Raw genomic sequence first — 14,746 nt, 5'->3', positions numbered from 1 at the left:
GTCAGAACATCTTCTTTTCGGTTTCGATCTCCGCCAGCAGGGACGCGCCGCGCTGGCTGCGCGCCAGTGCCTCCGCGCGGGCCTGCGCCGCGCGCAGCATGGCGGAGGCGAGGCGCACCCGCGCCAGCCCCGTGGCGTGCGATACCCGCCAGAGCCTGCGCCGCCAGCCCGGCAGGAACCGGCGGAACAGCTCCTCGTCCATAGACAGGAACCGCTGTACCACACCGGGATCGCCCTGCCGGGCGCAACGGCCTTCGAGCTGGCGGTCGATGCGGCTGAAGTCGTTGCTTTCGCCGATGATGACGTGCAGCCCGCCAAGCCGTTCTACCGTGGCGTCGATCTTGATGTCGGTACCGCGCCCGGCCATGTTCGTGGCCACCGTCACCGCGCCGGGCTGGCCCGCGACGGCGACCAGCGTCGCTTCCTCGCGGTCATTGGTGGCGTTCAGCACGGCGGGCCGGAGGCGCGGCGCGTGCTGTGCGAAGGCCGCGGCCAGCGTCTCGCTCGCCTGCACGGAGCGCACGCCGATCAGTACGGCGCAGCCCTTACCTGACAGCGTGTCGGCCTGCTTTGCGATGGCGCGGAACTTTGCGTTTTCGGCGGCGAAGACCCGATGCCGGCGGAATTTCCGCCGCGACCGCCGGTGCGTCGGGATTTCCACCACCGACAGGCCGTAGACCGACTGCAACTCGCCGCGCGCCTCGCGGGCGGTACCGGTCATCCCGCCCAGCTTTGGCAGGCGGCGGAAGAAGCGCTGGAAACTGAGCCGCGCGCGCACCTCCGAAGGGTCAGAGAGCGTCAGGCCGAGACTCGCCTCCAGCACCTGATGCAGGCCCAGCGACAGCGTGCGTTGCCGCGCCAGCCGCCCGGTCAGCTCGTCGATCAGCACGACCTTGCCCTCTTCGACCACGTAGTGGCGGTCCCGTTCCATGACATGGATAGCCTGAAGCGCCAGCTGCACGAATTCCTCCGTCCGCGATGCCGATTGCCAGAACGGCCCGGCGTTGAGCGAGAGCCTTTCGAGCCTGCGCCGTCCGGCGCGGGTCAGGCGGACCTGCTTCAGCGCGGGGGTGTGGGTGAAATCCTCGCCCTCCTTCAGGGCGCGGGCCAGTGCCACCGCCTCTGCCGCGGCGTCATTCAGCAGGCTGTCAGGAGTGGGTTCAGAAATGATGAGCGGCGTCACCGCGTCGTCGATGAGCACGGAGTCCGCCTCGTCCACCACCACCTGAAAGACGCCGCGCATGGTCACGCCCCCGGTTTGTCCGCCGCCCGTCATCGCGTTCAGCACGAACCGGGTGCGGTCGGCGCGCGACCCCATCGCGATGTCGTCGCGCAGGTGGTCTGCCAGCATGTCCTTGGCGGTGGTGTAGACGATGTCATGCGCGTGACCGGCGCGGCGCTGGTCGGGGGGCGTTTCGCCGGTGACGGACACGCCCGAGACCTTGCAGAGCGCGAACAGCGGCTGGCCCAGTTCGCAGTCCCGCGCCGCGAGATAGTCATTCGACGTGATGACGTGACACGGCAGCCCGCGCCATGCGGCGACCACGGCGGCCATGGTGGCGGTGACGGTCTTGCCCTCGCCGGTCGCCATCTCCGCGATCTGCCCTTCGAGCAGCGCGATGGCGCCCATGAACTGCTCCACGAAGGGGTAGAAACCATGCGTCCGGAAGACGCCTTCGGCCACCAGCGCAAGCGCGTCCAGTTCCAGTCGGCCGAGGCGGGCGCGCGCGCCGGAATGTTCGAACCTCGCGCGCGCGGCGAGCGCATCGACCGCCTCGGCAAAGCCTTCGGGATCGAGATCCGCATGGCGCGGACGCTGCGCCGCCACACGTTTCGCCATGCGTCTGAGCCGCGCCTGCGGGTTCGACAGCCGCCCGACCCAGCCGGTCACCCTGCGCCCCAGCGCGTCGATCTTTGACAGTTCCGGTTCGGCACGATGCGGCAGCAGCACCTGCAACTGCCGAGAGGGAAAGATCGGCTGCACCGGGCCTTCGGGCGGTCCGGCATCGCCCGCCTGCGCTGCCAGCCGCGCCAGAGCCGAGTCGAGGGCGCCGGGGACGGTTCGGGGCGCTGTGTCGGGCGGGGTCTTGGGCGCGATCTCGGGGGCGATCTCGGGGGCGATCTCGGGGGCGTTTTTTGGGGACGGGCGGATCACAGCTTGTACCTTTGCTGGAAGAACTGCCGCAGCCGTTCCCAGCCCTGCGCCGCCAGCGGGCGTGGCGGCAACTGCATCCTGAGCCACGCGGTGCGCCCGTCCATGACGCCTTCGGGGAAGGCTGCGCGGTTCAGCGTGGCCGTCAACAGAAAGAAGCGTTCCACCGATTGCAGGCGCTGCGGGTCGTCTGCCTCGATGGAGGTGCCGCCGCCCCCCATGGGCGTCAGCGCGGCGGAGGGCAGATCCTTTTGCGACCACGGCACGATGGTCAGCGCATCGACCGCGACCTCGGTGCCGCGCTGGCCCTCGATCCGGAGCGAAACGCGGTCCGGGGTCAGCGTGCCGATACCGTAGGCGGCGCCCTGTTGCAGGACGCCGAGGAACTTCAGCCCGCGCTCGTCGATCAGCGTCCCGACGGGTTCGCCCTTTGTCACCCAGTTGCCGGGATGGAAGGCGCGTTTGCCCATGACCCATGTGCCGTCATGCGGCGCCACCTGCGTCAGCCGCGCGCGGTCCTGCGCGTTCTCCGCCTGCCGGTTTTCCAATTCGCGGCGTTCCTCCGCGATGGCGGCAAGGGCGAAACCGCCGTTTGCGCGCGCCTGCGTTTCGCGCGCAGCGTTGGATTGCAGCGCGGCGGCGATCTCGGCGGCGCGGTCGTGCAGGTCCGGGTTGCGCAGCCCCAGAAGCAGCGCGCCCTCCGTCACTTCGGCGCCGGAGCGGTCCGGCAGCGTCGTGATCTCGCCCTCGACAGTGGCCACGACCACCGTGCGGCGCGCGGCCTCGATGACGCCCTCCAGCCGCCGGGAGTCCGGCACCGGCACAAGGGTCAGCGCCGCCACCAGCAGTGCCACGACCCCGAGGATGCGCAGCACGGGGGTGCGGTGGCGGGCGATGAAGCTACGGTCGGTCAGCGGTTTCACCAGTTTGAAGAGCGGTTGCAGGAAGGATGAGTAGGCGATGGCCGCCGCCCCTACCAGCCCCAGCCCGTAATACTGATCCGCGACGAAGGTCACGATGCCGATCATCACCAGCGTCCGGTATACCCAGGCGGCGACGTAGAAGGTCACGAGGAACACACGTCTGCGTCCCGAAACGCGCGACCGCACCGGCAGAGGCTCGCCCAGCAGCAGGCGCCGGGCCTCGGCCTGCCACTGGCGCTGCGCGGCCTGATGCAGGTTGGGGATCGCGACGAGGTCGGACAGGATGTAGTGCCCGTCAAAACGCATCAGCGGGTTGGCGTTGAAGACAAAGGTATAGGCCGCAGTGACGAACATCAGGTTGAGCGCCATCTCGTTCGCCATGCCGGGGGGGGAATAGGCCCAGAACAGCGTCGCCAGCGCGCATGTCACGAGGTCGACGTACATCCCCGCCGCGCCGACCATGGCGCGTTTCAGCGGATCGCGGAACGACCAGCTGGCGGTGACATCGGCATAGGGCAGCGGGGTAAAGATCAGCAACATCACCCCCATCTGCCGCACATGGCCGCCGAAACGCTTGCAGAGCGCGGCGTGCGACAGTTCATGCAGCGCATGGCTGGCAAAGGTGGCGAGGAACAGCCAGACAAGGTTGTTCGCCTGAAGGATGCCCCGCGACTGGGCAAAGGCGCGGTCGGCGTTCAGGACAAAGGTATATCCCGCCCAGAGAAACAGCAGCGCCACCACCGCCACTGCGGGCGCGCTGTAGAGCCGGTCGAAAACGGCACGGTTGCGGTCGAGAAACGGCTCCGGGTCCCACAGCGGAATGCGAAAGAACAGCAGTTGCGACAGCTGCTGCGCCACCGGTTTTTTCTTCTTGGTGACGGCGCGGTCCAGCAGGCGCGCCTCGTCCACGGTGCCTTCGACGTGCAGCAGGTTGCCCCGGTAGAGCGCCGTCACGATGTCAAAGAAATCTTCCTGACCCGGCGCGGTCTCGGGGGTCGTCCGCACCATCTCCTGCCAGATTTCGCGCAGGGTGCGGTCGGGGGTCAGGCGGCGGATGACGTCATGCGTTTCGGGCCGCGCCCGGTAGAAACCGTTATGGCCGGGATCGTAATAGACGTACCAGCGTTCGCGGCGGTATTCGTTCAGCCGCACCAGAACCGATCGCCGCAGCCCGATCCTGAGGTCGCCGATCCTGTACCACTGATCGTAGAAGGTGCGTTTGGCCACGGCGCCGCGTCAGGGGTTCAGGAGCAGATCGGCGGCAAGGCCGGGGCGCATCCAGTCGGGGCGTTCGAGGAGGTCGATCTTGATCTCGCGCAGGCCGCTGGCGGCATCGACCACCGGCGAGACAAAGCGCACCCGCCCGGGCAGCGGCGCCCGTCCGACAAAGGCCAGCGTTACCGGAGTGCCCTCAAAGACCTCGACGCCATAAGCCGGCAGGCTGGCCGCAAACAGGATTTCCGACACGTCGCAGAGCGTCAGCACCGGCTCGTAGGCCTGCACGCTTTCGCCGGGCTTGCGCAGGATGCGGCTGATGATGCCCTGCGTCGGCGCGTGCATGGTGCGGCGGTCCAGCGCCTCCGCGGCGGTGTCGCGGTCGAGCGCCTGAAGGGCTTCCTGCGTGCGCAGGCGGCGGACCTCGACCTCCGTCAGGTCGCGGGCAAGCCGGCGGTTCTGGAGATCCTCCTTCGAGATCGCACCGCCCCGGTCATAGAGCGTCTGCGCCGCCTCGTATTGCGCCGTGCTGACCGCCAGTTGGGCCTGTGCGGAGTCCAGCTCGGACTGGTCGTCGAGCAGCGTCTGGCGGCGCTTCAGTTCGATTTCCTCGATCCGCAGGTCAAGCCGCGCCAGCACGTCGCGGGCCGTCACGGTCGCGCCTTCGTCCACCGCCATGGCGGCGATGATGCCCGACACGGGAAAGGCCAGTTCGAGGTCCGCGATGCATTCGGAATGGCCGCGCAGCAGCGCGCCGGGGCCGGTGTCGATCCCGATGGTGTCGTAGTTCTGCTGCGCCAGGGCCGCCACCGGCATGAGCGCAAGGAGGATCAGCCCGCGCATCAGTTCACCCCGAAGACATCCAGCAGCGTGCCGTTGGCGTAGGCCGCGAGGTAATAGGCCTGATTCAGCTGGGCGATCGCGTCGTTGCGGGCCTCGCGGGTCAGCACCTCCTGGATCCGGCGCGAAACCACGTCGACCTGCGTCGACAGCCCGGTCCGCGCGCGGTCGTTTTCGTCGCGCACCAGCCGCCCCTGCGCGGCGAGGAACTTCTGGTTTTCCGACACCGCCAGACGCGCCCGCGTCAGGATGCCGTCGATGGCGTTGATCTCGCCCGCCAGCCGCTGGCGGAAGGCGTTCATGGTCAGCTCGGCCTGCTCCTCGCGCAGTTCGGCGGCCTTCAGTTCCGCCTGCGCGGTGCGGTTGCCGCCCAGACCACGCCGGAACTCGAAGCCCACGCGCCATGTCTGGTTCGGGTTGGCGTTGGAGAAAAGCTCGCGGAAAGGCATGTAATCGCCTGAAACCTTGGTCTTGGCGAAATCGAGATTGAGGTTCAGCTCGGACTTGGTGGCGTTCTCGGCCACCAGCCTCTCGACCTCGCGGCGTTCGATCTGCAAGCCCTGGATGCGGATTTCCGGCCGCCGCGCATAGACCGTATCAAGCGAGGACAGCGCCCCCAGCCTGCGCCCGTCAACGGCCGACAGGCTCCCGGCGGGCAGCCACATCTCCGAGGCGGTCTTGGACGGCAGTCCGACAAAATAAATCTGCAGGGCGTCGCGCTGTTCGGCCAGCTCGGCCTGCGCCTGCAGCAGGGCGGCGCGCGCCTCTGCGACGTTGCCCTGGGCCTCTGTCAGGTCGCGCGGATCGGTCAGGCCGCTGCCAAGCTGGCCCTGCATTTCGCGCACCAGGCGTTGCGACAGCGCCAGCAGATCGCCGCGGGTGGCCACGCGGGCCTCGGCGCGTTGGTAGGCGACGTAGGTGCGCAGCCCTTCGTAGGCGCGCTTTGCCTTCACCAACTTCGATGTTTCCTGCGCGATGTCCTGTTCGATCTGCGCGATCCGGATACCGGAGGTGTTCACCTCCCGGCCAGCGTTGCGCAGCAGTGGCACCTGCAGGCTGATGCCGGATTTGGCGGTGTTCTCCACCAGTGGCAGCGCGGCCGAGGCCTGCAACGAGTTCGAGACGCGCTGCATGTCGTAGTAGAGATCAACATTGACGCCGGTGCGGCTTTTCATCTTGACGCCAAGGCGGCCGTCGTGGCTGAACGACCAGAACGGATCGGGGCCGCCCACCGCCGACGACAGTTGCAGCGCGGTGGTTTCACGGCGCTCCCGGTTGCGGTTGGCCTCGGCGTAAAACTCCGGTTCGAACGCACCGTCCGCCGCGAACACGCCCTGCCGCGCGATGTCGGCCTCCAGCGCCTGCGCCAGCACGGCTTCGTCGGTAAGGGCGATCAACTGCACCATCTTCGCGGGCGTCAGCTTGCCGCCCGCCGGGGCGGCGGGGGTGGCGACCAGCATGGTGGCAGGCTCTGTCGCCGGGGCGGCCGTGCCGTCCATGAACATCTGTTCGCAGCCCGCCAGCGCGGTGCAGGCCAGACCCGCGGCAAGGACGAAGGGAGAGGTGCGTCGCATCATGGTCAGTTCCCCGAGCCTTCGGTCATCTGGCGGTCGTATTCCGCCAGCACCCTCTGCAATGTCTCCGAGAAGCTGCGCGCCACGGCGGGGGTCAGGATGATGCGGTTCGACAGTTCGATGGTGACACTGTCACCCACTGCGCCCCAGGTCCGGTTCACGCCGAACAGCAGTGAAACCTCGTCCCGGCTCATGCCGACATTGGCCACGTTGGCGTAGGCGGTGGTCATCTTCGAATCGTCGAAACGCACCTTCACGTCGCGCGTGCCACCGCTGGCGCCCTCGCTCATGCGGGTCGCGACGTCCTCGCCATTCTTCTGGCCCGTATTCTGGCCTGTGTCTTGATCCCTGTGCTCGCTCACCTGTCGTCCTCCGGGTTTCTGCCTGTCTTCCGCCGTGCGGTCGGCTGTTTCGTCATTCCGCCGCGAACAGCGGCTGGTCAAGATCGTCGTCCGCCAGCGCCATGGCGAGCTCTATCACGGGCCGCGCGGGCCTGTCTGCCATGCCGGGCACCTGGGCCTGCGCTTCTGCGGCGGGCGTGTCCGTCAGGTCATCATCGCCGGGCAGCAGGTCGTCCGCCGAAGCGAGGAAGCCCTCCACCCTCTCATCCATGTCCTCGCGGAGCGCGTCGATGGCGTCGCGCACCCCCGCGAAGAGATCGCCCGCAGCGCCATCGCGCAACTGTCCAAGCGCCGCCTGCACCGCGCCCGTCAGATAGGCGGCCTTGCGGATTGGTTGGCTGTCCTCGTCTTCAGTGCCGGTCTGGCGCGCCACCCACTCCTCGAAGGCGCTGCGCGACAAAAGCCGTGCGTAGTGGCTGCCCTCCGGGTCGTCGCCGGTGCCAAAGCGGTCCTCGCGCGGAGTTTCCGCCGTGGGCTTGGCGCTCATCATCATCATCATGAAGGCTTCGGTCGTGTTGCCGAGCTGCATGTCGAAAACGTTGGTCGAGGCGTTGTGGTAGACGTAGATCCCCTGCCCCGGCAGGTTCGCAAGCGTCCCCGCCATGGCGCCGGTGCGCGGCGTGCCAAAATACTTGTCGTCGAAGGTCACGACGCCGCGCGACACGATGGCGATCTCGCCGTCGCCGCTGTTCCAGAAGCCACCCGCCCCGACCGCAAAGCCGCTGCGGTTCTGGATGTTGATGCCATGCGTCCGGGTGTTGATCGCCGTCACGACAGAGGCGCGCAGGTTGATGTTGTCCTCCCACATCAGGCCGATGCCATCGGCGGCCTCCATCCACAGCGTGCCGGTGTCGATCAGGTCCACCCGCTCCGACAGGGTGTTGTCGAGGATGCGGCCATCAAGCGCGCGCAGCGTGACGTCCGAAATCCCCTCGATCCGGTCGATCAGGATGTCGCCGGTCGTGAAGCCCGCCACCCCGAGGATGGGGGCGATCAGCGCGGCCGTCACCTCGACCGTCACGCTGTCGGCGCGCAGCAGCGTTTCGGCGTCGTCCATGACGAAACCGCCACGGGCGATGAGGATGTCGATGGCCTGCGCGGCCACGGCCTGCGTCGCGTCCTGCATCCACATCCCGCCGGTGGCAATCCCCACGTGGACGTCGCCGCTGTCGGCCTGGATGTTGGAAGTATCCGCCATTTCCAGATCGCCGGTCTGCACGCCGAAGGTCACGTCGCCATCGGTCGACTGTACCGTGGTGCGGTTGACCATGAAGGCGCCATCCTGCGTCACGGTCGCGTCGACGCCGCCGCGTCCTATGAGGTCGGTGATCCCCTGCGCATGCAGACCATTCTCCGCGTGCAGGGTCAGCGCGCCGCCGGCGCGGACCTGCGTCCGGTCCGACAGGCGCATGACGCCGTCCGCCAGCAGCAGCGCCGTGTCGCGCGCGGCGTCGAGCGTGGTCGCCCCGCGCGCGGTCAGGTCGCCCGTCTGGACCGAGATCCGCAGGTCGCGGCCCGCCGTGACGGTGGTCTCTCCGCCAAGGATCACGTTGCCGGTCGCCAGATCGGCGGTCACGTCGCCCGCCGTCGCGGTCATCCGCGTGGTGCCTGAGGTCGTCAGGCTGCCCGTGCCGCCCTGCGTCAGCGCGATATCGGTCGCGGCCAGCAGCGTGGTGCGGTCGGCCAGGGTGATGTTGCCGGTCTCCAGCGCCACGGTGACGGCGCCGGTGGTGGCCGTCACCGTGGTGGTCCCCGAGAGGTCCATGCGACCGTTCGCCCCTCGCAGGTCCACCCCGACCGACTGGCCGGTGATCCGCGTCGTGCCCACCGCCGTCAGCGCGCCATTGCCGCTGCTGACGGTGACAGGCCCAGCCGCCGAAGTGATCGTCGTGGTGCCGTCCAGGAGGGTCGACCCCGCGTTCAGCACGATCCCGACACCCTTGTCGGCGCTGATGGTGGTGGTCCCGGTCGACGTCAACCCGCCCGAGACGGTGCTTTCCAGCAGAACGGTTCCCGCCGTCGAGGTGACGGAGGTCACGCCCGCCGTGGTCAGCGACCCGGTCTGGGTGATCGCCACATCGCCCACGGCCTGCATCGTCGTGGTGCCCGCGAGTTTCACGTCGCCGGTGACGGAGGCCGCGAGCCCCCCCAGCGAGGTCCAGCGCGATCCCTTCAGCGCCGACAGGTTGCCCTGCGCCACGACAGCCGTCATCTGCCCGCCGGAGGCGATCTGCGCACCCTTGCCGACCGTCAGGTCACCCGTAGCCACGCCAAGGTCAAGCGTGCCACCCGCCGTGACCCGCGCCGCGGCGACGATGCTCAGCGCCCCGCCGGTGGTCAGGTCAAAGCCCGTCCCCGTGGTCACGTCGTGCAGCACCAGCCCGTCGCGGTCGTTGACCCGCGCGGCCCCGCCCACCTGCAGTGTCAGATCGGAGAGGTCGTTGCCCGCGTTGGCCAGCGTCACCGAACCGCCCGCGCGGATGGTGGTCAGCGCCCCGGCGGTGTCGGCGGTGATCGCCGTGCCCGCGGTCTGCACGATATCGCCCGCCGTCGTGGTCAGCGCCAGCGTGTCGCCGGCGCTGACCGTGCCCAGGGTCAACGCCGTGGCCCCGGTGGTGCCCGCCACCGTCACGGCGGCGGCGTTCTCGGCTTCCAGCCGGTCGATGCGGGCGTTGCCATGCGCCACGGTCACGCCGATGTCCGAATGTTGTGCCTGCGACAGGATCGCGTCGATCTGCACCTCTTGCGCGTCGCGCCCGGTGATGCGGACCCATGCGCCGTCCGTGTCGGTATGCAGCGTGCCGATGGACATGGCGTCGATATCGACCGCCCCGGCGGCGAAACGGTTGCCGATGCGATCCGCGTGAATGGCGGCCAGCCTGCCGCCGGTGACGACGATGTTCTCGTTCCCGTCGCCTTCGGCGGCGGAGCCGTCCACCAGCGCGCCGCTGGCCGAGCTCAGCGTCAGGTCGCCGCCGGTCACTTCGATCCGGGCGATAGTGGCATCGCCGAAGCTTGACACGTCCAGACCGCCGCCAGTGGTGCGCAGCGCCTTGCCGTCTGTCTGGGTCAACGTCCCAAGCCCGACCGACACGATCCCGCGCAGCGCCGTCTGGTTGCCGGTCAGGGCGAGGTTGCCCGCTGTCACGTCGACCTCGAGTTCGCCGCCGATGGTGACATCCCCGAGGCTGAGGCCCCGCACCGATTGCAGGTAGACGCCGTCGTTGCCGCCGGTGATCCGCTCGACCCGCGCGATGTCGATGTCGATGTCAGCCGGGTTCGTGCCATCGGCCAGCGGGGTCTTCTGCCCCACGGCGCGGCCGTTCAGAACCAGCGACGCGGTTTCGCGCAGGCCGGTGATGTTGACGCCCTCGGTGGCGGTGCCGTCCAGGATGCGGCCATTCGCGCCGGCATCGAGGGTGATCCGCCCTTCGGTCGTGGTCAGGGCCGACAGGGTAATGTCGCCCGTGGTGGTCAGCGCAATGTCCGCCTCGGCGGTCATGGTCTTGCCATCCGCCTGCGTCAGCGCGCCCGCCGCGACGGTCATCGCCAGCGTCCGCGCGCGGACCGCATCCGTCACCGACAGGTTGCCGGTTTTGACCAGCAGGTCAAAGCGGTTCCCGTCCGAAGACGCCTTGCGCAGTTCCAGCGTGCCGTCCTGCCCGGTCGCGGCGATATAGGCATCATCCAGCGCCACCGCCTGCGTGATCCGCGCCGCTGTCAGGCCAAGCCGGTTGGCCGCCGCGCCGATGGTCCGCGCCTGCAGGCTGACCTGGCCATCCGTCACCAGCCCCGCCGTGGAGCCATCCGTCAGCGCCCCGCCCGCCGTCAGGGTAACGGAGGGCACGACCGCGCCGCCGATGGCCTCGATCCGGGTCAGCGTGATCGCGTCCTCCGCCGTGACGGTGACGCGGCCCGTGGTGCGCAGGAGCGCCGCGCCGGTCATCAGGACCGACCCGTCCCAGGCCTCCAGCCGCGCGGTCTGCGCGGTCAGCGCGCCGGTCAGCGTCACGTCGCCCGCGTCCGCGTCGATCCGAAGCGCGCCGCCCGTCTGCGCCGCCTGCACCACTGCGCCGGTCAGAAGCGTGAGGTTGGCGTCGCCGGTGGTGATGACGGAGGCCAGCGTACCGGTCTGGACCTCGACGCGGCCCGCCGTGGTGGTCGCCCCGATGGAGCGCGCCGTGATGCTGACGCTGCCGCCCGCGTCCTGCGTGCGCAGGATCGCGGTCTCGCGGTCATCGGAACCGTCCGTCACCGTGCCCGCCGCCGCCAGGCGGATGTCGCCCGTCTGGCTGACCAGCGAGGACAGCGCCATGTTGCCCTTCACCGTCGCATCTGCGGGCAACAGGTCGCCCGCTGTCAGGACGATGTCGCCCGTCACGGTCAGCCGCGCCGTCGCCGCCTGCCGCAGGTCGCCATCTGTCACGCCCATGTCGAGCGCGCCGACCGTCACCGTGCCGCCCAGCGTCAGGCTACCCGCCTGCTGCACGAACCGCGCCTGCCCGGCGGTGTCCATATCCACCAGCGTGGTTTCCCCGCGAGAGATCACGTTGATCGTCCGCTCCGACACACCCGCGCCGGGAGTATAAAGCGACGCGATGCGCGTGACGTTCAGCGACAGCGCTTCGGCGTCGAGGTCGCCGCCGATCCGCGCCGCCTCGATCGTCAGCGCGCCACCGGTGGAGGTGATCGCGGGTGCCGCCGCCGTGCCGCCACCGACACGGTTGCCCGCTGTCAGCGTCACGTCGCCCGCCGTGGTCCGCAGATCGTTGAGTGCGATATCGGTCGCGCTGACGATGCTCACCGCGCCCGTCGCCGAAAGCCGCGCCGCCGCCTGCTGGCGGAAGCTGCCGGTCGCGCCGCCGCGTGTCAGGTCGATGACCATGGAAGCCGCGGTCACCGTGCCCGCCTGCTCCAGTTCGCCATGCGCCACCAGCGTCAGGGCACCGGATACCGCACCCTGCTCCAGCATCACGGTGCCGGTGCCCAGCGATTCCACGCTGGCCTGCCCGGCATTGACCGAGGTCGTGGTGATGCGCAGGCGGCTGGCGTCGATATCCAGATCGCCGGTGCCGACCGTGCCCGCGCTTTGCGCGTCGATGCGCACCAGGCCGGACGTCGTCAGGTTGGCCGTCTCCGCCGAGGACACATCCCGGATTCGCCCCGTATCGGAGCTGAGCGCGATGGTGGACCCGCCCTGCGCCACGACCGTGGCAAGGTCGATACCTTCGTCCGCCGTCAGCGTCACCGCCCCCGCCGAGGTCAGCACCGTGCCGTCGCCCATGGACAGGCGCGCCGCGTCCATAGCAGTGGTGATCGTCGCCACCGACAGGTCGGAGCGCAGCGTCATGTCCACGGCGTCCGAGGTCAGCCGCAGAGCGCCCGCGACGCTGATGCCGCCCGCCTCGCCCGCCATGCCGAAGGCGCCCGCATCCTGGCCCGCACGGGCAAGGAAGGACAGGTTGGCCTCTGCCGCCTCGCGCCCGAAGAGGACCGAGCCCTGCACGGTGCCGTCCATGGTGACTTCGGTCAGTACCGGCGCGGATTGCGCGCCAATCGTGCCGCCGATGCGCCAGATGATTTCGTGAGCCGACAGGTTCACGTCGCCCGCGTTGCGCGGCAGCGCGATCACGTCGTGATCGGTCTCCAGCGTGATCGACTTGCCGGCGCCCGCCTCGATGGTGGCGATGTAGATGTCGCCGTCCGACGTCACGGTCACATTGCCGTCCGTCACCAGCCGCGCATCCGCCGCCATGACGAAATCACCGACCGCAGAAAGCGTCAGATCGCCCGTGGTGGTCAGCGACGACAGGCTGTCCGCCTTTACGTGGATCAGCCCCGCCGGATCGGCCGCGAAAGGCCCCGTGGTGTCGGTGACAAAGGCAAAGGCGAGGTTCCCTGTCGCCGCCTGAAGGGTCAGCGCGCCGGAGGTCATCTCGATGTTGGGGCGGGTGGAGCCGTAGCCGTCGAGGATCGTTCCGCTGTTGGAGATCACCGTGACGTCGCCGCTGTTGGCGACGATCTGGCCGAGGGTCACGTCGGTCTCTGCCACGATGCGCACCGACCCGGAGGTCGCCGTGATGACGTGGCCATCCATGTCGAAGGTATTGACCGAAGTGTAATCGTAGGAGGCCGCCGTGATGTCGCCGGTCAGGGTGAAGTTGCCGGTGGCTTCGAATTCGCCGCCAATGTTCGACGCGCCGAGGTACAGCTTGCCGGAGGCATCGACGCGCCCAGTCCCGCCCGCCGTGACGTCCGCTGTCAGGACGCCCGCCGCCCGCAAGTCGAGGTCGCCCGTGGCGGAGGCCGTGACCAGCCCACCGAAGCGGTTGAGCGGCACGCCATTCGAGTCACGGCCATCCAGCCGCAGGTCGCCGCCGTTCGCCGCCAAGGTGGCCGCACCGGTGACCGAAATCGCGGAGCCCGCCGCCTGCAACAGGGACCGGCCGGAGGTCAGGCGGAGAGCGCCGCCCGTGGTCAGTGCGCCCAGCTGCTGGGTCGTGGTCGCGGTGATCGTCAGGTCGCCACCGGCCGTCGCGGTGATGACACCCGACAGCGCGTTCGCCGCGCCCAGCGTGACGCTGCCGCCCGCCGTCAGGCTCAGCGCCCCGCCAAGGGTCAGTGCGCCGCTCTGGGCGATGCTGGTCCCGGCTTGCGCACTCAGCGCGCCGGTGATCGCCAGCGTGCCGAAGGACACTGCCCCCGAAGCCGTCAGTGCCGCCGTCCCGACGGAGCCGTCCAGCGCCAGCGTACCGCTGGCCGCCAGCGTTGCCGCCCGCGCGCCCGACAGCGTCACCATGCCGCCAAAGGTGTTGCCCGCCTCTGTCAGTGTCACGGCGTCGGTCCCGCGCGTGGTGATCCGCGTGCTGCCCGCCACCGAAAGGGCGGCGGTCTGCGTGACGTCTCCGCCCGCCTGCGCAACAAGCGATCCGCCCAGCAGAAGGCGCGCGAAATGCAGCGCGCCGCTGTCGGTCACGGTCAGGCCCTGCGCCGAGACATCCAGCGCGCCCAGCACGTTGCCCGCGTTCGACAGGGTCACATCGCCCGTCGCCGCTATGGTCACCGTGCCCGCGACGGTCACAGCCGCGCTGCCCGCGAGGCTGCCGACAGTCGCTCCCAGCCGGGCTGCGGACAGCGTGCCCAGCGTCACAGCCCCCCCGGCGTGCAGCGTCAGCGCGCCGGTGACACTGGCCGTCAGGCCAAGGTCGTTCATGTCCCGCAGGTTCAGGCTGGCCGCGCCCGCCGTGGTAACGGTGGCGAAATCGTTGCCCGCGTTGTCGAGCGTGATCGCCTTGCCCGCGCCCACGGTCAGCGTCGCCAGACCGCCGACCCGCATCGCGCCGGTCTGCCGCAGCGCGCCCGCGCTGGTCGCCCGCAGCGCCCCGCCGATATCCGCCGATGCAATCACGAGGTCGTTGATATTGCTCAGCGTCACCGCACCCGAGGCCGTCAGCGACACCCCCCCCGTCAGCCGCAGCGTCCGGTCCAGCGTGATCGACCCGCCGGCAAGCATCGAGGTGCCCGCCACCTGCAGGCTTCCGCCCACGGATTGCGTCAGCGCGCCCGTCCCGGCGTTGGCCGACAGGCTGCCAGCCACGGTCATCGCGCCCAGCGTGATGCCCTGTCCCGCAAGCACCGCGC

At 69.4% G+C, this 14,746-nt stretch carries 6 protein-coding genes (1 of these 6 only partly in view); all 6 read right to left on the bottom strand.

The window, feature by feature from the left end; all coding sequences use genetic code 11:
* Position 1 precedes the first annotated feature (1 nt).
* Tightly spaced (at most 52 nt apart), the 6 genes in view from J5474_RS18290 to J5474_RS18265 form a layout consistent with a single transcriptional unit that may run on beyond the window.
* Positions 2 to 2,155 carry a preprotein translocase subunit SecA gene (locus J5474_RS18290; protein ID WP_209362767.1) on the bottom strand — a complete coding sequence of 718 codons (2,154 nt, stop codon included), beginning with the start codon at positions 2,153 to 2,155 and terminating at the stop codon, positions 2 to 4.
* A complete protein-coding gene (locus J5474_RS23170) occupies positions 2,152 to 4,302 on the bottom strand; it encodes a hypothetical protein (protein WP_209362765.1) in 2,151 nt (716 codons plus the stop codon). The genes J5474_RS18290 and J5474_RS23170 overlap by 4 nt, the downstream gene beginning before the upstream one ends.
* Positions 4,303 to 4,311: 9 nt before the next feature.
* Positions 4,312 to 5,133: an efflux RND transporter periplasmic adaptor subunit gene (locus J5474_RS18280; RefSeq protein WP_209362763.1), complete on the bottom strand. Its 822-nt coding sequence runs from the start codon at positions 5,131 to 5,133 to the stop codon at positions 4,312 to 4,314.
* Positions 5,133 to 6,707 carry a TolC family protein gene (locus tag J5474_RS18275; RefSeq protein WP_209362762.1) on the bottom strand — a complete coding sequence of 525 codons (1,575 nt, stop codon included), beginning with the start codon at positions 6,705 to 6,707 and terminating at the stop codon, positions 5,133 to 5,135. Before J5474_RS18275 ends, J5474_RS18280 begins: the two co-directional genes overlap by 1 nt.
* 2 nt (positions 6,708 to 6,709) lie before the next feature.
* Entirely contained in the window at positions 6,710 to 7,066 is a 357-nt protein-coding gene (locus J5474_RS18270; RefSeq protein WP_209362760.1) for a DUF3467 domain-containing protein, read from the bottom strand.
* Positions 7,067 to 7,118: 52 nt separating this feature from the next.
* Positions 7,119 to 14,746 carry the 3' portion of a hypothetical protein gene (locus tag J5474_RS18265; protein WP_209362845.1) on the bottom strand. It continues 39,997 nt past the right edge of the window, so the window shows 7,628 of its 47,625 coding nt (coding positions 39,998-47,625); its start codon lies off the right edge, out of view; its stop codon occupies positions 7,119 to 7,121.

Source organism: Sagittula salina (assembly GCF_017813235.1).
Classification (GTDB): domain Bacteria; phylum Pseudomonadota; class Alphaproteobacteria; order Rhodobacterales; family Rhodobacteraceae; genus Sagittula; species Sagittula salina.
The sequence above is the reverse complement of the archived record's forward strand: the minus strand, read 5'-3'. Positions and strand labels throughout refer to the sequence as shown.